Origin of the sequence: Peribacillus sp. S4 (genome assembly GCF_046715815.1) — a bacterium.
In the GTDB taxonomy this organism is placed as follows: domain Bacteria; phylum Bacillota; class Bacilli; order Bacillales; family DSM-1321; genus Peribacillus; species Peribacillus frigoritolerans.
Genome location: NZ_CP175708.1, coordinates 5,403,417 through 5,426,368 on the forward strand (window position 1 = coordinate 5,403,417; position 22,952 = coordinate 5,426,368).

The following is a 22,952-nucleotide window of genomic DNA, read 5'->3' on the forward strand; positions in this document are numbered from 1 at the left end:
GTTACGATTTTGCCCGCCTTAATTAAAAAACAGCATTCCCCATCCGAGAAATGCTGTCTTACTTACCCATTAAGTACAACTTTTGTTTTCAGAGAGGTCCCGATAAACTGCACGCTCCCCGCCAATCAGCTTCGGGCGGGTTTTTGCCATCGTCACATGTGCATGTCCTATTTCTTTAATGGCAGAGCGAATCGGAACTGCAACATGCTTCAGATGCATACCAATGAATGTGTCTCCAATATCTATCCCCGCATCCGCTTTGATATGTTCAACGACGACTGCATCTTTCCATTGCTGATAGGCGTACGTCGCCATCGATCCCCCAGCTGTTCTTACAGGTACGACCGAAACTTCTTCATAACCATAACGAATCGCGGTTTCCCTTTGTAAAACCAAGGCCCTGTTTAGATGCTCACAACATTGATATGCAACCTGAACACCCGTTTTTCCTTGAAAATCCCTCACTACGGAAAAAATCATCCCAGCAACATCGAGCGTCCCTTCAGTACCGATCCTTTTCCCGATCACTTCACTTGTACTGCAGCCGATAACCAGTAGCTGTTTCTCTTTTAAAGCCGTCTGTTCTTGGAACTCGTATAAAAGTTCCCGAAACTGGTTTTCCCACATCTCAAGCTCATTTGAAAATGTAGCATCACTTGTCATGAAAACGCATCCTTTCAATAAGAAAACTTGCTATCGGAACTCTCCAAAAACCAAAAGAATTAGCTGTGCTTACCTTCGTACTCCGCAATCTTACCAATCCTGTTTTGATGGCGCCCGCCCTCAAATTCCGAAGTCAGCCACGTTTGGGCAATTTCCCTGGCTAGACCCGGGCCAATGACACGTTCCCCCATCGCTAACATATTGGTATCATTATGCTGACGGGTCAATTTCGCACTATAGACATCATGAACCAATGCACATCGTATTCCTTTGACCTTATTGGCAGCAATGCTCATTCCGATTCCAGTTCCACAGATTAAAATGCCCCGATCGAACTCACCCCGTGCCACTTTTTCAGCAACCGGCAAGGCATAATCAGGATAATCCACCGACGTACTGCATTCACAGCCAAAGTCCTCAAATGGAATCTGTAACTCATTCAATAAATTCTTTATTTCTTCACGGATATGTATACCACCATGATCCGAAGCAATCGCAACTTTCATCATAATCCTCCTCTAGCTTTTTCATTTGATTTTATTGTGTCACAAAATTATGAAAAGATAAAGGATGTCCATCCTTTTCCCCGCAAAGAAGCAGGAAACCTACTCTGGTTTCCTGCTAGCGGGTAATGGTCCTGTTCAACTTTTCCGCTTTCGCCCTAAGTTCCATTGCCGATTTTTCGACATTTTCCATGACTGCCCCTTGTTCGCTTGTGACAGCCGTCACTTCTTCCGCTCCAGCAGATGCTTATTCTGCAATGGCAGCCAATGCTGCCTTGATCCTATACCAAGCTTAGTAGTATCTTTTACCCCAGCGGCAACATTATGTACGCCAGTTCAATTTTTAAGCCTTTTGACTAATTCATCTATCAATTCCTGCAGCTCTCTGAACGTTTCCCGATAAATGCCTTCAGAACCGCCGAACGGATCCATTATATCTCTATCATATTTATCTCCGAGAATGAATTCTTTTAAAGTAAAGGTCTTATCGATCATTTGGGGATATGAACGGGTAATGGCCGATTTATGCCCTTCCGTCATGGTGAAGATATGAGTCGCCCACTCCATTTCCTTCGCGGATAAAGGCGTTGAATGATGATTATGCACTATGTCATTTTCAACCAATACATTTTTAGCATGCATTGAAGCATCCTGACCTGTCGAAGCATACACGCCTGCGGACTTCACTTCAACACCCGCAATATTCTTGTTTTTCAATATCGCTTCTGCCATCGGGCTTCGGCATGTGTTACCTGTACATACAAATAATACTCGGATCATTTTAACGCCTCCTTTTTTATTCATTATAAGCTATCGCCCGTTTATTATAGTCAAAAAATCACTGTCATTTTGTCCGAAGAAAAATAAAAACCGCTCCGTTAATCGGAACAGTTGAGGTAGGAATGATATGAATTCAGGCGGATCAAAAAGAGAACAATAGTTTCAATCCAAACGCACACAGGATGCTTCCGCCAAGAATCTCACTATACACGCCAAGCAAACCCTGCATTTTTCTACCCAGTAAAAGCCCCGCCCACGTTAATAGAGTGGCGGCAAACCCAAAACAAAGAACCGTTAAAATCGTTTTGGCACCGTAAATCCCCAGAGTCAACCCTACCGAGAAGCTATCCAGGCTTACCCCTAAAGCAAAAATGATTAAACCTTTCCCGACAGGAGCCAGCATCTTATTTTGCATGGCACCAGCCCCATCCTTTTTACCAGGAATAAACATCTGTATACCAAGAATGATCAACAATAGACCGCCGGCGTATGTAGCGAAGGTCCCGAATTTTTCTGAAATGAAACGGCCTGCCCCCATTCCAAGCAAGGGCATCCAAATATGAAAAATGCCGACTGTCAAACCTATAAACAGAATTTGCCTCAACCTTAGCTTAAACATTCCCATTCCAAGGCCCACTGAAAAGGCATCCATTCCCAAAGCGAAGGCCATTAGCAATAAGGTGATGATTTCTCCAGCAAATGTATTCATTCCAATCCCCCTCGGACGTGCCTACTACATGTTATGCATGTCCGAAAAGAAATAGAAGGATAAATCAGTCCTTATTACACATGTTCCTTGATGATTTGATGACCTGCTGCCTTCTCAAGCCGGTTCATGACCGCAGCCCCTATTCCATGGTCAGGAAACATTTCACTAAAAATGACATCGACCTCCAGCTCGTCAAACTGTCTTAAGGCATCATATAAGCCTGTCGCAACTGTATGTAAATCGGCTAGTGAACCTGGGACAACCACATAATCCGCCTTATAATCCTGTTGATGTTCATGAGCCGTAATGATGCCCACCTTTAACCCGTCACTTCTTTTTTCATCCACAAGCTTCTGAAGGAAAGCTTGATTACCCTTGACTAAAAATAGAGGGGCCTTCGGAGCATAGTGGGTATATTTCATGCCCGGGGCCTTTGGCGCCGTTTCCTGATTCTTCAAAGCGACATCTTGCCTGACTTCCCCAATTACCGCTTCCAGCTGTTCCAGGGTCACCCCGCCAGGCCTTAAAATAACAGGGACTTCCACAGTGCAATCCAGTACTGTGGATTCCACGCCCACACCTGTATTCCCGCCATCGACTATACCTGCAATCCGGCCCATCAAGTCATCTTCAACATGTTTTGCTGAAGTGGGGCTTGGTTTCCCGGAAGTATTTGCACTTGGAGCCGCAATGGGCAAACCACTCGCACGAATAAGGCCAAGGGCAACCTGATGATCCGGCATCCTGACAGCCACCGTGTCCAATCCAGCTGTCACAAGATTCGATAGCTGGCCCGGTTTCCGTTTCATGATCAAAGTCAAAGGACCCGGCCAAAATTCTGCCATTAGCTTCCGGGCCTGTTCCGGAATCTCTTCTACAATACCCGACAACTGGTCATCGGAGGCTATATGAACGATTAAAGGATTATCACTCGGACGCCCCTTTGCTTCGAACACTTTTTTGACCGCCTCGTCATTTTTGGCATTCGCGCCGAGTCCATAAACGGTCTCTGTAGGAAAAGCAACCACTTGATTAGCCTTTAATAATTCAGCTGATTGTGTAATCTGGGGATAACTTTGTAAATTATCCACATTTTTATCCACTGACCAAATTTTCGTTTTCATCTTGAACACCATCGCCTTTTAACATTTCTTATTTTATATAATCGCTTTAATATGAACGGTATTTTCAACTTAACGTACGAATTCCACTTAAAAGATACTTTGAAAGTATAAAAGAAGTATACACATATTTCAAGTGTTATCCACAAATTGGGGATAACCACATCGAATCCGTGGATAACTTTGTGGATATTAATGATTAATGACAGACTTTTTTGATTTTTTGTTAATAACCCTGTGGATATGTTTTTAAAATTATCTGAATTTAAAGAAGAGGGACTCTGCCCCCTCCTTAAAATAGATCATTGAAGATTTCTGCAAACAAGGACTTCACTTCCACCTCGGGCTCCTTTTCCCCTTCATATAATTGTTGACCTTTTTCATTGGATGCCGCAAGTTCAACCTTGTTTTCTTCAGCTTTCCCTTCAATGACTTCCTCTGTCACTTGTTCCTTATCTTTCACTGCCACTTCTTCTTTTACCTCTGGCTCTACAACCTCTTCTTTTACCGTTACTTCCGGTGCTTCCTCTTTTACACTCTCCTCGATTACCTCTTCTTCAACTACTTCCTCCGGCCTTTTTTCCTTTTCAGCCAGCACTTCTTCTTCAACCACTTTCTCCGCAACAGGTTCACTCTCTTCATTCGTTGCAGCATACGCCGTTCCTTCCGAAGTCAAGGAACCTTCCTCTTCATCCTCGACAATCGGACTTTGACTTACAGCCGTCCCATTTGAAAAATCCAAGAAACACAATGGGGGAAATAACACACACCACCAATTAGCACCGTCCCCTTCACCAAGCGTGATAATCACTGCTTCATATTCCCCTGCCGGATATAAATACTGCCCGTACAGCTTTGTCGGAAATTCAGCTTGTCCAAAATCCACTTTCACCGACTGCTCCAAACCCTGTTCCTTTATTACCGCCTCAGCCGTCGCCTGGATATCCGGCAGATGCGAGGTGATCACATCCCTCGCCTCATCCAAAGAAGTAAGCTCAGCGACCCACTTTGTGATATCTTCATTTACCTTATCCCTAATCAGCCGTTTAACCGCTTGGTCCTCTTCTTTATCACTATTGGCGAGTATCCGCAGCCGAATCGCCTCATCCGGGATTACCTTTGTATCTTCTGCACCGACCATCTCCGCTTTAGGCATATATATACTTACGATCGTTCCTATAGTTAAGATTAATAGATAAATAATGGCTAAATGTTTAGTTTTCATCGCCTTCGCCCCCTCACATGAATCAGTCTCACCATTTTTCAGCTATCTTAAACTAGTAAAAACAAAAAAAGTTGATAGCTGGAAATATAGATTCCAAAGGATAATGAGGGTGCTGTCCCTAAAAAAAACCGTCTCACATAAGGGAGACGGATCATTTTAATTCAGCAAAGACCATTCGATCTTTTTCATTAATGTCATTTATGATGGATACTTCCGCGGCAGGAAAGGTTCGCTTCAATAAATCGGCAACCGCCGCCCCCTGTCCTGCACCCACTTCAAAACCGATCAGTCCAGGCACCTTCATCACCAAAGGTAACTGTTCCATAAAGCGGCGGTAAAAATCCAGCCCATCGATACCGGCAAACAACGCACGGTGTGGTTCATGACCAGTCACGACCACTGACATGGATTTATGATCATCTTCTGGTATATATGGCGGATTCGATAAAAGAATGTCCACCTTCGCGTTTATATTCATGAAAGGCGAAAGCAAATCACCTTGCATGAACTCCACTTCGGCACCAAGTGATTCGGCATTTTTCCTCGCCACCTCAAGCGATGGTTGAGCTATGTCCGTGGCCGTCACCATCAGGTTTGATTTTTCAAGTTTCATCGTTATGGCAATTGCGCCGCTGCCAGTCCCAATATCAACTAAACGGAGCCTCTGTCCCTCCATAAAAATCGCCGGGAGTTTACGTAATGTATAATAAATCAATTCTTCTGTTTCCGGTCTCGGTATGAGCACTTCTTCATTCACAAAAAAGGTCCGTCCATAAAATTCTTCACTGCCGATTATATATTGGATGGGCGTCCCCTCAGCATGCAGCTCAATAGCGTCCTTAAATTGCCCAAAATCCGCTTCACTAAGCTCATCATGAAGGTTGGCCAGCATTTGGGAGCGAGTTTGTTTTAAAAAGTGCTGTAACAGGATTTCCCCAGCATTGGCATCACGATCATTTTCCTTTAAAAAAGAAGAAGCCCATTTAAGGGCTTCAAAAACTTTCACGGCAGAATTACTCATCTGCATTTTCCAGCCTTGAAGATTGGTCTTCCATGATTAATGCATCAACGACTTCATCCAGTTTACCTTCCATGATTTGATCCAGTTTTTGAATCGTTAAACCAATGCGGTGGTCGGTAACGCGGTTTTGCGGGAAGTTATAAGTCCGAATCCTTTCAGATCGATCGCCCGTTCCAACGGCCAGCTTCCTGTTTTGATCATATTCCGCCTGTATTTCGCGATTGATTTTATCGAACACCCTGGCACGCAAAACCTTCATTGCCTTTTCTTTGTTCTTGATTTGTGATTTTTCATCTTGACAGGATACAACCGTATTAGTCGGAATATGAGTCAAGCGCACCGCTGACATTGTCGTATTGACACTTTGCCCTCCAGGACCGCTTGATGCAAAGGTATCGACACGAATATCCTTATCATGGATTTCAACTTCCACTTCCTCAGCTTCAGGTAAAACGGCAACCGTGGCTGTAGATGTATGAATCCGACCGCCTGATTCCGTTTCAGGTACTCGCTGAACGCGATGGGCTCCATTTTCGAATTTCAACTTTGAATAAGCGCCATTGCCATTAATCATGAATATGATTTCCTTGTAGCCGCCAAGCCCAGTAGGATTTGCTTCAATGACTTCAGTCCGCCAGCCCTGCACCTCGGCAAAACGGCTATACATCCGGTATAGACTGCCTGCAAATAAGGCCGCCTCATCTCCGCCAGCCGCACCGCGGATCTCCATGATTACGTTTTTATCATCGTTGGGGTCTTTCGGAATAAGCAATATTTTCAGCTTATCCTCAAGGCCTTGTATGGTCTCATCAAGTTCATTGATCTCTTCTTTTACCATTTCACGCATTTCCGCATCAAGTTTCTCCTCCAGCATTGCCTTCGCTTCCTGAAGTTGCTCACGAACCGCTTTATATTCTTTATAAGTCGACGCGGTCTCTTGAATGCTGGATTGCTCCTTGGAATATTCCCTTAGCTTCTTGGAGTCATTAATGATCTCCGGGTCACTTAATAGTTCATTCAATCTTTCATATCTATCTTCTACTGCTTGCAAACGATCAAACAAATTATTCACCTCATAAATTTTCCAAAACATCTTAAACGATTTGGAAGTAATCCATCTCTTATTACTATAAATAAGTAGCTCAGTGCCCCAGCTCAGTTCACTTCTAGGTTAATTATAGTATAGGTGAATAATCAACGTCAAAGAGATTCAAAAATGTCGTGCCGTTACTTATTTAATTTGACATCTACATTATATTGAGGCACAACCCTGTTTATCATGCCTTGTATTCGCTGCATTTCCTTTTTTCTTTCTTTTTCGGTCTTGATTTTGCCTTTATCATGGACCGTAACGTGTATGGTATTTCCATTAAACCAAACGGAACCGGCCTCATAATTAGTTTCCGATTCGATTACCCCGCGGATTTCATCAATTTGCTGACCCATGGATGGAGAATTATTGGATGTATGATGCGGTGTGTTGAGGACCTGATCTGATGGTCGTTCCGCTTCATTATCCCAATCTTTATTGGATACTTGATTTAAACCATTGCCAACCCTGCCATCCCGGGATTGATCTCCATATTCCGAATCATTATTTATTGCATTGTCATTTTGACCGCATGCCGTTAGTGCAGCAAGCAGAAAGGCCGTCATGATAAGCAGTTTTGATTTCATATTTTTTCCCTCCATTTTGACTGGTTAAGAAGAACATTTCCTCGTTAGCCTACCCAAAATGGGGCAATATTTATCTTTTATTTCCCTTCCATGTATTGGTCAGGCCACCTGAATAACTCGACAGTTTTTCCATTTTTCCGCATAAAAAAAGTACCCTGTGATCTCATTGGATCATAGGGCACCATCATTCAAATATGTTCTTTAATCCCAACAGCCTGCTTACCCGGAACTTCGTGATGATGGCGGCAGCGGGGCTCGTACGATTCCGATGCACCCACAAGGATGATCGGCTCATCATAGGAGGCCGGCTCCCCATCTATCAAGCGCTGTGTCCTGCTCGCAGGTGATCCGCATACTTCACACACTGCCTGCAGCTTAGTCACCGATTCTGCAAGCGATAATAGAACAGGCATAGGGCCGAATGGTTCACCTCTGAAATCTTGATCGAGTCCAGCCATAATCACTCGATAACCGCTGTCCGCAAGATGCTGGGCAACCCCGATAATTTCATGATCAAAAAATTGCACTTCATCTATTGCAATGATATCCAAGGGCTTGTCCAAATACTTAAATATATCCGTTGAATGGGCAATCGGTTTTGCCATCACAGAAGAGCCATTGTGTGATACGACAGCCTCTTCCGCATAGCGATTATCAATAGCTGGTTTAAATACAGCTATCTGCTCTTTAGCAAATTGAGCACGGCTGACTCGTTTAATCAATTCTTCAGATTTACCTGAAAACATGCTTCCGCAAATAAGCTCAATCCAGCCTGTTTGTTTCATTACATACATGGAAACAGCTACTCCCTTCCACCTGTCGATCCATTGGCCATAATTGAAGTCGACCTGGCTTTGTATAAATTCTTACTTGTTTATGGAAAAGAAAAAACAGGCAAGAAAAATACTTGCCTGTTTTTTAAAAAGTCCGGCTTATTTAATACCGTATTTTTTGTTGAAACGATCAACACGTCCGCCAGCTTCAGCGAATTTTTGACGACCAGTATAGAATGGATGGCACTCTGAACAAGTCTCAACTTTGATCTCTTCTTTAACTGAACCAGTTTCAAAAGTGTTTCCGCAAGAGCAAATTACTTTTGAAAGCTTATAATTTGGATGAATTCCAGTTTTCATTCTTTTCATCTCCTTATGCCCTGAATCATTCGAAACAGAGTTATATACTTCAAGTTGAGGGAAAAGCACCCTCACATTTATTGTAAAAACACATGAACTCATTATAACAACTTAAGACTAGTTGTGCAACTGTTTGTTTCTTACCGGGTTTAAGAACGTTTTACGCTCGCTGGACCCTTTTTCATTTCTGACATCTCTTCATCCAGCTTACTGAAAAATTCTTCATTGCCTTTTGTCTGTTTTAGACGGCGAAGGAATTTCTCCGAGAAATCAGGAGAATCTGACATCGTTTTCCTGATGGCCCATAGTTTATCCAGGCGATCTTTCGGAATTAGCAATTCTTCTTTACGCGTGCCTGAGCGACGAATATCGATTGCCGGGAAGATCCGCCTTTCTGCAAGGGCACGATCTAGATGCAGCTCCATATTACCCGTACCTTTAAATTCTTCATAAATGACATCATCCATTCTTGAACCCGTATCTACCAATGCTGTAGCAAGGATTGTCAGGCTGCCGCCTTCCTCGATATTCCTCGCCGCACCGAAAAAGCGTTTCGGACGATGGAATGCAGCAGGGTCAATACCCCCTGACAGTGTACGTCCGCTCGGCGGAATGACAAGGTTGTAAGCACGGGCTAGGCGAGTGATGCTGTCCATTAAAATGATGACATCCCGTTTATGCTCCACAAGGCGCATGGCTCGTTCCAACACCAGCTCAGCCACCTTGATATGGTTTTCCGGCACTTCATCGAATGTTGAACTTACCACGTCTCCTGCGACGGAACGTTCAATGTCTGTCACTTCTTCCGGGCGTTCATCGATCAACAGCACAATCAATTCCGATTCGGGATGGTTTGTGGTTATCGCATTGGCAATTTCCTTGATGAGCATCGTTTTACCGGCTTTTGGCGGTGCAACAATCAGACCACGCTGTCCAAAACCGACCGGTGCCAGGACATCCATAATCCTGGTCGATAAGTTCTTCGGTGTCGTTTCCAGTTTAATTTGCCTGTTAGGATACAGCGGTGTTAAACCTGGAAAGTGGACACGCTCTTTAGCTGATTCCGGATTATCGCCATTGACCGCTTCAACATGCAGCAATCCATAATAGCGCTCGTTTTCTTTTGGAGGCCTTACCTTACCGGACACTTTATCTCCATTTCGCAAATCGAATCTGCGGATCTGTGAAGCCGAAATATAAATATCCTCCGAGCTTGGAGAATAATTAATTGGACGCAGGAAACCGAAGCCCTCTGAAGGGATGATCTCTAAAACGCCCTCCATGAATAGGAGACCGTCCTGCTCAGCTTGCGCTTTCAGGATAGCGAAAATAAGTTCCTTTTTGGAAAGTTTGCTGTAATAGGAAACTTTATATTCACGAGCGTGCTCATAGAGATCCTTAAGTTTCATGTTTTCTAAATTAGAAATAGTTAAATTCATTATGACACCACACTTTTATTAATTAAACGTTTTCACCCATACTGAAAAAGAATTGGTTTGTTAGATGGAAGAAAAACCGCAATCCATGTACCCGACCAGAGTTTTCTTAGAAAGGATGATACATTTTTACATGTAAAGAAGAAAATTATTTGAAGGCTTCTTGAAGTTTGGAGTGAAAGGGCAGATTTTAAATTATTAATAGTAGACCAAGCTTTATTTTACTTTTTTTATTTTAATTATTCAACTTAAATTTTTTTAAAGAGAAAGCGAGCGATGAAACCGCTCGCTTTTTAAAAGTGATTTTTCTAAAAAACGCTATCAGTCAATCAAACCATTCGGTTTAATCTTAAGACTGTGACGCCCATCAATGAATCGAACGGTACCAGATTTAGCACGCATGACTACGGATTGCGTTTCGCCGTAATGCCCTTTAAATTGTACACCGCGTAAAAGTTCTCCGTCAGTCACGCCTGTTGCAGCAAAAATTGCGTCATCTCCGCGAACAAGATCTTCCATTCTGAGGACTTTTCCTAATTCAAGGCCCATTTTCCCACAGCGTTCCACTTCTTCATCAGTATGTGGAACGAGCTTACCTTGAATTTCCCCTCCAAGGCATTTCAAGGCAACGGCTGCAATGACTCCCTCTGGAGCTCCGCCAGATCCGAATAAGATGTCAACACCGGTAAGATCGAAGGCCGTATTTATCGCTCCTGCGACATCTCCATCATTGATCAGCTTGATACGTGCCCCTGCCTCACGAAGTTCATGAATGATCTTCGAATGACGATCGCGGTTCAATACTGTTGCAACCACGTCTTGGATATCTTTATTTTTTGCCTTGGCTACCGCTTTCAGGTTGTCCAACACGGAAGCATTGATATCAATCTGACCAACCGCCTCGGGTCCGACTGCTATTTTATCCATATACATATCCGGGGCATGAAGCAAGTTCCCCTTATCGGCTATCGCCAATACAGCCAATGCATTCCAGCCGCCAGATGCAACGATGTTCGTTCCTTCTAATGGATCAACCGCAACATCCACTAGTGGCCCAAGACCAGTTCCAAGTTTTTCGCCAATATAAAGCATTGGCGCCTCATCCATTTCCCCTTCACCGATTACAACCGTTCCTTGCATGGGAATGGTATTGAAAACATCCCGCATCGCAGTTGTTGCTGCATCATCCGCTTCGTCTTTCTTTCCTCTTCCCATCCAACGAGCTGAATTTAGTGCCGCCGCCTCTGTTACGCGGACTAGCTCCATCGATAAACTTCTTTCCATTTCCGGTTCCCCCTCATGTACACTAGCATGATTTATTTATATATTAGTATAACACATTATATCATATATAGTAACACAATGAGGTAACAAGAAAAGGGATCAGCTTTTAAGCTGCTCCACTTCTTCTTGCGTCATTTCTTCACGCCAAATCGTCGCTCCCAAACCTGAAAGTTTTTCAACAAGATGGCTATATCCGCGATCTATATGTTCAAGCCCTGTCACTTCTGTAATTCCTTCTGCCATTAAACCGGCAATTACCAGAGCTGCTCCGGCACGTAAATCGCTTGCCTTCACTTTTGCCCCATGAAGTTGGACAGGACCATCGACGATGCCCGCTCTGCCCTCGACTTTGATCTTCGCATTCATGCGTCGCAGTTCATCAATATGCTTAAATCGTGCCCCGTATATCGTATCGGTCACCATGCTAGAACCGCTTGCTTTTGTTAAAAGGGAAGTGAAAGGTTGCTGAAGATCTGTTGGGAATCCAGGGTAAACCAACGTCTTGATATCAACGGATTTATAATTTTCTCCCGGTGAGACAAATATCTGGTCATCACCCGCTTCAATATTGATCCCCATTTCCCTCAATTTGGCAGTCAATGACTCCAAATGCTGGGGAATGACATTATCGATCAGAATCCCTTCACCGACAGCAGCGGCTAAAATCATGAAAGTACCGGCTTCAATCCGATCCGGTATGATCGTATGCTTGCAACCATGCAAACTTTCCACACCATCAATACGAATGATATCCGTTCCAGCACCCTTAATTTTCGCTCCCATATTGGTCAACAATGTGGCGACATCGATGATTTCCGGTTCTTTCGCAGCGTTTTCAATCACAGTGCGGCCTTTGGCCAAAACGGCGGCAAGCATGATGTTGATCGTTGCCCCTACACTAACGACATCCAAATATATGCGTGCTCCCCGGAGCTCGTCCGCCCTAAGGTAAATGGCTCCTTGTTCATTCGTCACTTGTGCGCCAAGTGCTTCGAACCCCTTAATATGCTGATCTATCGGACGGGGTCCTAAATGGCAGCCTCCTGGCAAGCCGATCACTGCCTTTTTGAATTTACCAAGCATTGCCCCCATTAAATAATACGAAGCACGTAACTTCTTGACCCTGCCATTCGGAAGAGGCATTGAAATCATCCTGCTGGGGTTGACTGTCATCTGTCCTTCGTCAAAGGACACCTCACCGCCAATTTCCTCCATTAACTCTTTCAGCATCTGTACATCCGAGATATCAGGCAGGCCTTCAATCGTTACGGGAGAGTCCGCTAAAATTGTTGCCGGAATAAGGGCAACCGCACTATTTTTTGCTCCGCTGACACGAATGCTTCCCTTTAGGGGATAGCCACCGGCAATTTTAAGTTTTTCCATAATATACTCCCTTCCACGCTAAGCACTTAGAAGCTACTTTCAAAAAGTAATATTTTACCACAAGAAATTTGCATAATCCGACAACATTTACTATCTAGTTCTTTAGTTTACACAAAAGTAGAAAATTCATGTAAAAAAAGAAAAAAATTTCTAATTTATGTTAATTTTATTAAAACAGTGCAATCTATAGCGACTTAGCGGCAAGGCATTATGCTTCTGTACGTGAATTCCAATCATTCAAGAAAGCTTCAATCCCTTTATCCGTTAATGGGTGGTGGAATAATTGCATTAAAACTTTATAAGGAATCGTTGCAATATGTGCTCCTTTAAGAGCCGCTTCTGTAATATGCATCGGATGGCGGATGGAAGCTGCAATGATCTCAGCATTGATATCATGAATTGCAAATATGTCAGCAATATCCGAAATTAAATCCAAACCATTTTGGCCGATATCGTCCAAGCGTCCTAAAAATGGCGATACATAAGTTGCTCCCGCCCTAGCTGCCAATAATGCTTGGTTTGCACTGAAAATAAGCGTGACATTTGTTTTGACACCTTGTTTTGTAAGTGCTGAAACAGCCTTCAAGCCATCTGGAGTCATTGGCACTTTGATCGTGATATTAGGTGCAATCGCAACAAGCTCCTTGGCTTCTGCCATCATTCCTTCAAAATCAAGCGCAATGACTTCAGCAGAAACGGATTCCTTAACAAGGCTTGTGATTTCTTTTAACCGGTCATGGAAAGAAACTCCCTTTTCCCTGGCAACAAGTGATGGGTTAGTCGTAACACCTGCTAGAACGCCAAGTTCGTGCGCTTGTTTGATTTCTTCCATATTTGCTGTATCTATAAAGAATTTCATAAAATATCCTCCGTATGTAATCGATTTTTTATTTCTCTATTGAATTCTAATTGTTCGAAAAATAGAGATCGGATTAAGCCCAAATCTAAAAGAAACCATTAGGGGGGAGCCCCCCCAATGGGAATATTGCCTTACATTTAAAGGGATGGAACCCTTTTGAAATTATGCTTTGCCGTTTGAACCGAATTCACGAATTTTGCCGATGACCGTTTCTTTAATAGCTTCACGGCCAGGAACCATGTATTTACGAGGATCGTACACTTCAGAATCGTTATTCAGGATTTCACGAACCGCTTTAGTGAACACAATTTGATTTTCCGTATTCACATTGATTTTTGATGTTCCAAGAGAAATCGCTTTTTGGATATCTTTCGTAGGGATGCCTGTACCGCCATGAAGAACAAGAGGTTTGTTCGTTAAATCCCGTACTTCTTCCATTTCTTTATAGCCTAGGTTAGGTTCACCTTTGTATGGTCCGTGAACGGATCCCAAAGCTGGAGCAAAACAGTCGACATTCGTTTCTTTAACCAACTGTTCACATTCTTGAGGGTCTGCATATACGACTCCATCAGCGATTATATCATCTTCTTGTCCGCCAACCGTGCCCACTTCCGCTTCAACCGAAACATTACGTGCGTGAGCGAATTCGACAACCTTCTTGGTTGTTTCGATATTTTCTTCAATTGGATGATGTGAAGCATCGATCATTACTGAAGTGAATCCCGCTTCGATGGCTTCCTTACATTTATCATAACTTGAACCATGGTCAAGGTGAATGGCCACAGGAACAGTGATTTTCATGTCTTCCAACAAACCTTGAACCATCATGACAGTCGTTTTAAAACCACCCATATGACGGGCAGCACCTTCGGAAACACCAAGGATGACTGGAGATTTTTCTTGTTCAGCAGCAGCTAGGATTGCTTGAGTCCATTCAAGGTTATTGATATTGAATTGACCTACTGCATATTTTTCATCAAGGGCTTTATTCAGCATATCTTTCATAGAAACTAAAGGCATTTGATTTCCTCCTACTAGTGGATGTTTATTTTTAAAGTTAATTCTTTCTAGATATTCCCTAAAACCAAAGTAGCATACGCTTTATAAATCAGAATATCTCTCCTCTTTTAGCATATCAATACATCAAAAAAACAGCAACAATTACAACTGTACCATGTCTCAAATTTTATTCCAAAAAAACACGGCCCATCTAAAAAAAAGATAGCCGCGGTAATTTCCCCGTCAATAATATTAAACTTTCAAGACCGTTAACTCGATTGAATCGGTAAGTATTCACGAACGGCTTTTCTAATATCATCAATATCAAACGGCTTTGCAAAGTGTGTCATTGCACCTAAATCCTTTGCTTCTTGAATCATATCAAGTTCACCATATGCCGTCATGATTATGACCCGGATGTCCGGATCGACGACTTTCATCCTTTTCAAGATCTCAATGCCATCCATTCCCGGAATCTTCATATCCAGCAATACAAGATCGGGTGAATGGTTATTTAGCACTTCCAAGGCTTGAATGCCATTAGCTGCTTGAAATGTTTCATACCCTTCTTTATGTAACACCTCGTTCAATAAAATACGAATCCCGAATTGATCATCAACAATCAATATTTTCCCTGGCATTTTATCACCTCTCCCCTTCCCGATTCATCGATTAAATATATTAGCCTATTCGGCCTATTACCCGAAAAAGGGTAGTTACATAGATTGCGTCAAATTACTTGAGCAACGCATTTATTCATTCATGACATCTATGTTCATATTCGATAATTGTAACAAAATTCCTGCTGTATGGCTAAAAGGAATTTTAATTTTTTTGTTTTTTCGACCGATTTAGTTAATTCTGCCCTTTGGACCAAAAACCCTGAAACCTGTCAATGCAAAGGAAAGTCCTTTATAATAAGTATATTATTTTTTAAAGGAGTCCCTGATCATGTTAAAAATTTTCTCGACACAGATAAGCGGTTTATTTAAAAAAATGATTGAAAATGAAGCCTTTGAAATGGAGGATGCCGGACGCCTGCTGGCTCAGGCTGTGGTTGGGGACGGATCTGTGTTCATTCACGGTTTTGGTGAAATGCAGGGCGTCACTGCCGAGGCATTGCATGGGGAAGAACCCTTTCCTAAGGCAAAAAGCTATGATTTAAGTGAAACAATTTCCAAGGAAGATCGATTTCTTATATTCAGCCGCCATTCGGGTGATTCAGAAGCATTGATGCTGGCAAAACAACTCAAGGAAAAAGATATTCCATTTGTTGCGGTTTCTACATCCGTCTCTTCTGAAGAAGATTCTCTTTTGGAGTTGGCTGACGTACATATTGATTTACGCATCCAACGGGGATTGATTCCCGATGAAACCGGAAATCGATATGGGTACCCTACCCTCCTTACCGCTCTTTTCGCTTATCATGGAATTAAATTCACTCTTGAAGAAATCATAAAAGAATATGAAGATGAAGAATGATGAATTCATCTAAAAAGGTTCGGAAAAATATATCTTTCATCAAAGGATGTTCCCGAACCCACTGACCACCCTCTATATGTTAAAACAAATTTGATTGGAGCGGGGTGTGCGGGACTCATGCGGGAAAGCACGTCTAAGCGGTGCTTGGAGTGGCCATCAACCTCCCAAAGTACAAACCATAAAAAAAACTGTAGGCAAACTCGATTTTCTTCAAGTTTGCCTACAGTCTGAAACAGCCACAGGGGCTGTTTTTTTGTTTATTAACGATTTTCGCCGTTCTTTAATGACATACCGACAAAGTCGCGGAATAGCGGCTGTGGACGGTTAGGACGTGACGTGAATTCCGGATGGAATTGGGAAGCCACAAACCAAGGATGATCTTTCAGTTCAATGATTTCGACTAGACGGCCATCTGGACTTGTACCGGAGAACACGAATCCTGCCTCTTCCATAGCTTGACGGTAGTGGTTATTGAATTCATAACGGTGACGGTGACGTTCATAAACAACCTCGTCATTATAAGCTTCGTATGCTTTAGTACCTTCGATAAGCTTACATGGATACAGACCAAGACGAAGTGTTCCGCCCAAATCTTCTACATCCTTCTGCTCAGGAAGAAGATCGATGATTGGATCAGGAGTATCCTCCTTAATTTCAGCTGAATGTGCTTCTGGCAATCCCAGGACGTTGCGTGCATACTCAATGGACGCCAACTGCATGCCTAAACAAATTCCGAAGAATGGTTTTTTTGTCGTGCGGGCAAATTCAGTCGCTGCAATTTTCCCTTCGATTCCACGATCTCCAAAACCTCCAGGTACAAGGATTCCATCTGCATCTTGAAGAAGTTCTGCAACATTTTCTTTAGTTACATCTTCGGAATTCACCCAGTCGATTTCAACATCTGCATCAAATGCGTAACCAGCATGCTTAAGTGCTTCCACTACAGAAAGATAAGCATCTTGCAATTCAACATATTTTCCGACTAAGGCGATTTTCGTTTTCTTTGATAAAGAAGTAACCTTTTTGACTAGTTCCTTCCAATCTTCCATATCCGCTTCGCCACAATCCAATTGCAAGTGATCACAAACGATTTGGTCCATATTTTGGGCTTGAAGCGCTAGAGGGATGGAGTAAAGTGTATCCGCATCAAGACATTCGATAACAGAATTTTTATCGATATCGCAGAATAAAGCGATTTTATCCTTCATATCTTGTGAAATCGGGCTTTCTGTACGTGCAACGATGATATTTGGCTGAATGCCAAGACTGCGTAATTCTTTTACACTATGCTGCGTCGGTTTTGTTTTCATTTCACCTGCAGCTTTGATGTAAGGAACCAATGTACAGTGGATATACATAACATTATTGATGCCGATATCACTCTTGATTTGGCGAATCGCTTCAAGGAATGGAAGAGACTCGATATCCCCTACAGTACCGCCAATTTCAGTGATGACTATGTCGGCATTCGTTTCATTGCCTGAACGGAAAACCCGTTCTTTGATTTCATTCGTGATATGGGGAATGACTTGAACCGTTCCACCTAGATAATCGCCACGGCGTTCTTTTCTCAGGACGGTTGAATAAATTCTGCCTGTAGTCACATTGCTGTGTTTACCAAGGTTGATATCGATGAAACGCTCATAGTGCCCCAAATCCAAATCCGTTTCAGCACCATCATCCGTTACAAACACTTCACCATGTTGATATGGACTCATCGTACCAGGATCCAAGTTGATATAAGGGTCAAACTTCTGGATCGTAACATTCAATCCCCTATTTTTTAATAATCTTCCTAAAGAAGCGGCCGTAATCCCTTTTCCCAAGGAAGAAACTACTCCACCTGTCACAAAAATATATTTTGTCATCTTATATCCTCCTAATAGAATGTTTTCTTCCAATTCAGTTCTTCACATCATTAGATCGGAACCTGAATCAAATCTTCCGCCACATGAGCGGTTAAAAGCTAAAAACCGTAACCAGTACAAACCATTAATCACTTAAAGGTCTTTAGTGAGAGTCATGCAGGATACATGAACAAGAATAAATTTCCTTAAATGACAGTTAACATAAATATGTTCTCTATAGTTTTTACAATTCTACGAGAAATCATTTTTAAAAATAAAAAAATGATGTCATTTATTCATTCCATCATTAAAAACAAAAACGCTCCGCTTACAAAAAAGTAAGGGAGCGATATAATTTAATCATTGTGTCCTTTTTTAAGGAGCCCAAAAATGATTCTACAAATTTCGCCTTAAAAAGTCAAGGGCGATTATTTATTTCTCATCCTCTTCATTCAAGTCATCCAAGTCATCTTCGTCTTCATCTTCGTCCTCATCATCTTCCAGGACAAATGCATCATCTTCGATTATTTCTTCTTCCAGGTCGTCGTCATCATCCACGTCATCATCCAAAAGCACTTCGTCGATGACTGGAGAACCTAGAATATCATCATCGTCGTCATCTTCATCCTCGTCCAGATCATCGATATCCTCTTCAAAGTCAAGGTCTTCGTCTTCAAGTTCATCGAAATCATCGATGACGACAGCAGCCTTTTTGGCTTTCTTTTTCTTTTTAGGTTTTACAACATGTACGACTTCTTCCTCGATTTGGTCAACCGGGTACCATGTTTTCAATCCCCAGCGGTTGTCTCCAAGTGAAGTGAAACGGCCATCCACATTTAAATCCGTATAGAATTGGGCAATCTTCTTTTCCACTTCCGCTTTGGATAAATGGTGCAGCGAAGCTAATTCACTAATTAAGTCTTTAAATGGAATCGGTTCATTTCTTTCAACTAACAAATCATATGCCATCTCTATTAAGGACATTTCCAATAATTGCTCTTTTGAGTATTGTTTTAAACTCAAATTCCGCACTTCCCTTCTCTATTCAAACACTGAATTCCGTGTTTTTTCACATAAAAAAATAATCTAAAACAGTAGTTCGATAAAATAACGACAATTCCTGCTAGACATATACTCCATTATAAACAATCTAAATGGGTTTATGCTAGTTCTATATGATACTTTCACAGATTTACCTTATTGTCTATCATTCACAGGAAACCAAAAGCTAAAGATCATTCCTTTTTTTCTTTTTCGATTTTTGACGATAGGCTGCCGTAAAAAAGACAACAGTCAGGATAAAAAAAGAAATGGCTCCCAATTGATGCTCATACAGCTCAAATAAAAAAATGATGGCAAGAATGTAACCTATGATCAACCCAATCATCTTCAGGTTCATTTTCTCAACTCCAATAGGGCTGATTCTTCATTTTTGCCCCTTTTCCGAATAATTATAAGGTAAAATCTTCATTTTGTTAAAAAAGACGGGAATTATTTAAAAAAGGGCCCCTAAACGTTCGGAGCCCCCTTCTAAGTTTACATATTTCTTCGATATTGACCGCCTACATCATATAACGCCCTCGTTATCTGACCCAGACTGGCCACCCTCACGCAGTTCATGAGCTCAGCAAAGATATTCTCCCCATTCATGGCTGCCAATTTCAGTTTAGTTAACGCTTCATCCGTGAACTCCTTATTTCTTTCCTGGAATGCCCGGAGATTTATGATTTGCCCTTCCTTTTCTTCCTTGGTTGCACGGGCAATTTCCATGCTGTTCACCGCTTCTTCGGAAGGAGGATTTGGATTCAAATACGTATTTACACCGATGATCGGCAATTCTCCCGTATGCTTTTTCATTTCGTAATGCATCGATTCATCCTGGATTTTCCCGCGCTGATATTGCGTTTCCATTGCACCCAGCACACCGCCACGATCATTGATGCGATCGAACTCTTGCAGGACGGCCTCTTCGACCAGATCCGTCAATTCCTCCACGATGAAGGCACCTTGCATCGGGTTTTCATTTTTTGAGAGACCATGCTCCTTCGTAATGATCATTTGGATGGCCATTGCCCGGCGCACGGATTCTTCTGTAGGCGTCGTGATGGCTTCATCGTACGCATTAGTATGCAGGGAATTACAGTTGTCCTGCAGTGCCATTAAAGCTTGAAGTGTCGTTCTGATATCATTAAAATCAATTTCTTGGGCATGAAGCGAGCGCCCGGAAGTCTGTATATGATATTTGAGCTTCTGGCTGCGGTCGTTCGCACCATATTTATCCCGCATGACTGTCGCCCAGATCCTTCTTGCCACCCTCCCGATCACCGTATATTCCGGGTCGAGCCCATTTGAGAAGAAGAACGACAAATTCGGGGCAAAGTCATCAATATTCATTCCGCGGCTTAAATAATATTCGATGTAAGTAAAGCCATTCGCTAATGTAAAAGCCAGCTGTGAAATTGGGTTGGCACCCGCTTCTGCAATGTGATAGCCAGAAATGGATACAGAGTAATAGTTCCTGACTTTCCGATCGATGAAATATGCTTGAATGTCGCCCATTAACCTTAGAGCAAATTCCGTAGAGAAGATGCATGTATTCTGGCCTTGATCCTCTTTCAGAATATCCGCCTGAACAGTTCCGCGTACCGTCTGAAGCGTATAAGCCTGCACTTCTTCAGCTTCGGCGTCTGTAAGGGGACGGCCTAGCTCTTCTTCTTTCCGTTGAATCTGCTGATCGACTGCCGTATTCATATACATGGCCAAAATGATTGGTGCCGGTCCATTGATGGTCATGGATACAGAGGTTGAGGGGTGGCAAAGATCAAAACCTGCATACAGCTTTTTCATGTCATCCAACGTGCAGATGCTGACTCCGCTTTCTCCTACCTTTCCATAGATATCAGGTCGGTGATCAGGGTCCTCGCCATATAAAGTTACAGAATCGAAAGCCGTGCTTAGCCGTTTAGCCGTATCATCCTTTGATAAATAATGAAAACGCTTGTTGGTACGGTCGGGCGATCCTTCACCGGCAAATTGCCGCTTCGGGTCTTCCCCTTCACGCTTGAATGGAAAGACTCCCGCTGTGTAAGGAAAGAAGCCCGGAACGTTCTCACGGAATACCCATCCCAAAATCTCTCCATAATCCACATATTTCGGCAGTGATACTCTCGGGATCATTAAACCTGATAAACTTTTCGTTTTCAGCTTTGTCACGATTTCTTTATCCCTTACTTTCGTTACAAACTGCTCTCCTGCATACTTTTCTTTTAAATCCATCCATCCAGAAAGGATTTTTTTAGATTCAGGTGATAAATTCGAGGCGGTTTCCTTTTTCAGTTTTTCTAAAGAAGCCACCATATCGCCGTTGTTATCATTTTCCTTAACTGCATCAATGGCTCCTTCAAGCTGGAAAAGCCTCCGGGCAATACGCACTTGTTCAGCGGCACGCTTATGATACGATCTGACCGTATCACTGATTTCACGTAAATAATACCGGCGGTCAGTTGGAATGATGACATTTTGCTTGTAAACATCCGCTTCTTTCGAAAAGGCCGTACTCCAAGCCGTTCCTGATTTTTCATTAAGCTTTTCAATCAGTGCAGCGAATAATGCATTGGTGCCTGGGTCATTGAATTGGGAAGCGATTGTACCGTATACTGGCATTTCAGATGGATCTTGATCAAAAAGCGTACGGCTTCTTTGGTATTGCTTTTGAACTTGATTTTTTGCATCTTCGGAACCTTTGCGCTCGTATTTGTTAATGACTATCAAGTCTGCATAATCAATCATATCGATTTTTTCAAGTTGCGAAGGAGCACCGAATTCACTCGTCATTACATACATGGATACATCGCATATTTCGGCAATTTCTGCATCACCCTGACCGATCCCGCTCGTTTCAACGATGATTAAATCGAAGCCTGCTGCCTTCACGACGGAAATGGCATCCTTTATCGCCAAAGACAGCTCACTTTTTGAATGGCGCGTGGCTAGGCTCCGCATATAAACACGCTCTGAAAAGATCGAATTCATTCTGATCCTGTCACCAAGAAGGGCACCGCCCGTTTTCTGTTTGGTCGGGTCTACAGATAGAATGGCGACTCTCTCGTCCGGAATTTCGTTAATGAACCTGCGTATCAATTCATCAGTCAATGAACTTTTTCCAGCTCCGCCAGTCCCCGTGATGCCCAGAACAGGAACCTTCTTTTCGGAAGTCTTGATCTGCTCAAAAAGACTCTCCACCGCTGCCGCTGATTCCTGTGAAACATCGAGTCTATTTTCGGCAAAGGTAATGAATTGGGCAATGGCATTCGTTCCCCCGGCAATCAATTCATCAAAACGTTCCTGTAAAGATGGTTTGACTGTCGAGAAATCACACTCCTCCATCAAAACGTTTATCATCCCTTGAAGCCCATATTCCCTCCCTTCATCAGGTGAAAAGATACGGGCAATCCCATAATCATGGAGTTCTTTAATTTCCCTAGGGATGATGACCCCGCCACCGCCGGCAAAAATCCGAATGTGCCCGGCTCCCTTTTCCATCAACAGGTCATACATATATTTAAAATATTCCACATGTCCGCCTTGGTAAGATGACATGGCTATGCCTTGGACATCTTCCTGGATGGCCGCATTCACGATTTCTTCCACCGAACGATTATGACCTAGGTGAATTACTTCCGCCCCGCTGGACTGAAGGATTCTCCTCATTATATTGATGGATGCATCATGTCCATCAAATAAACTCGAAGCTGTAACGAATCTAATATGGTTCTTCGGTTTATACACCTCAACTGTACTCATTTAGCTCCCCCTTATTGAAACTTATTT

Annotated in this window: 22 protein-coding genes; 1 reads left to right on the forward strand and 21 read right to left on the reverse strand. The window is 42.7% G+C overall.

What is annotated here, in order from left to right; genetic code table 11:
- Positions 1-69: 69 nt before the first annotated feature.
- From ACJ9PY_RS25955 to ACJ9PY_RS26035, 17 genes are all read right to left on the reverse strand, one after another.
- Positions 70-663 carry a TIGR01440 family protein gene (locus ACJ9PY_RS25955; protein WP_400449998.1) on the reverse strand — a complete coding sequence of 198 codons (594 nt, stop codon included), beginning with the start codon at positions 661-663 and terminating at the stop codon, positions 70-72.
- Between the two features lie 59 nt (positions 664-722).
- Positions 723-1,169 carry a ribose 5-phosphate isomerase B gene (gene rpiB, locus ACJ9PY_RS25960; RefSeq protein WP_034315832.1) on the reverse strand — a complete coding sequence of 149 codons (447 nt, stop codon included), beginning with the start codon at positions 1,167-1,169 and terminating at the stop codon, positions 723-725.
- Positions 1,170-1,502: 333 nt separating this feature from the next.
- Positions 1,503-1,946 (reverse strand): low molecular weight protein arginine phosphatase, encoded by a 444-nt coding sequence (locus ACJ9PY_RS25965; RefSeq protein WP_048685867.1) that lies wholly within the window; start codon positions 1,944-1,946, stop codon positions 1,503-1,505.
- Positions 1,947-2,088: 142 nt separating this feature from the next.
- Positions 2,089-2,655: a manganese efflux pump MntP family protein gene (locus ACJ9PY_RS25970; protein WP_048685870.1), complete on the reverse strand. Its 567-nt coding sequence runs from the start codon at positions 2,653-2,655 to the stop codon at positions 2,089-2,091.
- A gap of 74 nt (positions 2,656-2,729) precedes the next feature.
- Positions 2,730-3,779 (reverse strand): L-threonylcarbamoyladenylate synthase, encoded by a 1,050-nt coding sequence (locus ACJ9PY_RS25975; protein WP_106027217.1) that lies wholly within the window; start codon positions 3,777-3,779, stop codon positions 2,730-2,732.
- Positions 3,780-4,068: 289 nt separating this feature from the next.
- The gene (gene spoIIR / locus ACJ9PY_RS25980; RefSeq protein WP_411739286.1) at positions 4,069-5,001 is read right to left on the reverse strand and encodes a stage II sporulation protein R; all 933 of its coding nucleotides are present in this window, start codon (positions 4,999-5,001) and stop codon (positions 4,069-4,071) included.
- A gap of 151 nt (positions 5,002-5,152) precedes the next feature.
- Entirely contained in the window at positions 5,153-6,007 is an 855-nt protein-coding gene (prmC, locus tag ACJ9PY_RS25985) for a peptide chain release factor N(5)-glutamine methyltransferase (RefSeq protein WP_411739287.1), read from the reverse strand.
- Positions 6,008-6,014: 7 nt separating this feature from the next.
- Complete coding sequence (gene prfA, locus ACJ9PY_RS25990) at positions 6,015-7,085, reverse strand: peptide chain release factor 1 (RefSeq protein ID WP_048683507.1); 1,071 nt, start codon at positions 7,083-7,085, stop codon at positions 6,015-6,017.
- 164 nt (positions 7,086-7,249) lie between these two features.
- Positions 7,250-7,699: a hypothetical protein gene (locus tag ACJ9PY_RS25995; protein WP_057278192.1), complete on the reverse strand. Its 450-nt coding sequence runs from the start codon at positions 7,697-7,699 to the stop codon at positions 7,250-7,252.
- Positions 7,700-7,887: 188 nt separating this feature from the next.
- The gene (locus ACJ9PY_RS26000) at positions 7,888-8,493 is read right to left on the reverse strand and encodes a thymidine kinase (RefSeq protein ID WP_034315845.1); all 606 of its coding nucleotides are present in this window, start codon (positions 8,491-8,493) and stop codon (positions 7,888-7,890) included.
- Positions 8,494-8,631: 138 nt separating this feature from the next.
- Positions 8,632-8,832: a 50S ribosomal protein L31 gene (rpmE, locus tag ACJ9PY_RS26005; protein WP_034315847.1), complete on the reverse strand. Its 201-nt coding sequence runs from the start codon at positions 8,830-8,832 to the stop codon at positions 8,632-8,634.
- A gap of 149 nt (positions 8,833-8,981) precedes the next feature.
- Positions 8,982-10,271, reverse strand: coding sequence for a transcription termination factor Rho (gene rho / locus ACJ9PY_RS26010; RefSeq protein WP_034315849.1), 1,290 nt, complete (start codon positions 10,269-10,271; stop codon positions 8,982-8,984).
- Between the two features lie 318 nt (positions 10,272-10,589).
- On the reverse strand, positions 10,590-11,552 hold the full coding sequence (glpX, locus tag ACJ9PY_RS26015) for a class II fructose-bisphosphatase (RefSeq protein ID WP_034315852.1): 963 nt from the start codon (positions 11,550-11,552) through the stop codon (positions 10,590-10,592).
- A gap of 99 nt (positions 11,553-11,651) precedes the next feature.
- On the reverse strand, positions 11,652-12,935 hold the full coding sequence (locus tag ACJ9PY_RS26020; protein ID WP_034315853.1) for a UDP-N-acetylglucosamine 1-carboxyvinyltransferase: 1,284 nt from the start codon (positions 12,933-12,935) through the stop codon (positions 11,652-11,654).
- 208 nt (positions 12,936-13,143) lie between these two features.
- Positions 13,144-13,794 carry a fructose-6-phosphate aldolase gene (gene fsa / locus ACJ9PY_RS26025; RefSeq protein ID WP_034315855.1) on the reverse strand — a complete coding sequence of 217 codons (651 nt, stop codon included), beginning with the start codon at positions 13,792-13,794 and terminating at the stop codon, positions 13,144-13,146.
- Positions 13,795-13,956: 162 nt separating this feature from the next.
- Complete coding sequence (locus ACJ9PY_RS26030) at positions 13,957-14,814, reverse strand: class II fructose-bisphosphate aldolase (protein WP_048683519.1); 858 nt, start codon at positions 14,812-14,814, stop codon at positions 13,957-13,959.
- A 248-nt stretch (positions 14,815-15,062) separates the two neighbouring features.
- Entirely contained in the window at positions 15,063-15,434 is a 372-nt protein-coding gene (locus tag ACJ9PY_RS26035; RefSeq protein WP_034315860.1) for a response regulator, read from the reverse strand.
- Between the two features lie 310 nt (positions 15,435-15,744).
- Between ACJ9PY_RS26035 and ACJ9PY_RS26040 the strand changes: the two genes are divergently transcribed.
- Complete coding sequence (locus ACJ9PY_RS26040; protein WP_411739288.1) at positions 15,745-16,275, forward strand: DUF2529 domain-containing protein; 531 nt, start codon at positions 15,745-15,747, stop codon at positions 16,273-16,275.
- A 260-nt stretch (positions 16,276-16,535) separates the two neighbouring features.
- On the opposite strand, the gene ACJ9PY_RS26045 is transcribed toward ACJ9PY_RS26040, so the two are convergent.
- From ACJ9PY_RS26045 to icmF, 4 genes are all read right to left on the reverse strand, one after another.
- A complete protein-coding gene (locus ACJ9PY_RS26045) occupies positions 16,536-18,143 on the reverse strand; it encodes a CTP synthase (protein WP_048683527.1) in 1,608 nt (535 codons plus the stop codon).
- A gap of 411 nt (positions 18,144-18,554) precedes the next feature.
- Entirely contained in the window at positions 18,555-19,145 is a 591-nt protein-coding gene (gene rpoE, locus ACJ9PY_RS26050; RefSeq protein WP_057278194.1) for a DNA-directed RNA polymerase subunit delta, read from the reverse strand.
- Between the two features lie 205 nt (positions 19,146-19,350).
- Entirely contained in the window at positions 19,351-19,521 is a 171-nt protein-coding gene (locus ACJ9PY_RS26055; RefSeq protein WP_156319604.1) for a hypothetical protein, read from the reverse strand.
- A 137-nt stretch (positions 19,522-19,658) separates the two neighbouring features.
- Positions 19,659-22,925 carry a fused isobutyryl-CoA mutase/GTPase IcmF gene (gene icmF / locus ACJ9PY_RS26060; RefSeq protein ID WP_411739289.1) on the reverse strand — a complete coding sequence of 1,089 codons (3,267 nt, stop codon included), beginning with the start codon at positions 22,923-22,925 and terminating at the stop codon, positions 19,659-19,661.
- Positions 22,926-22,952 lie beyond the last annotated feature (27 nt).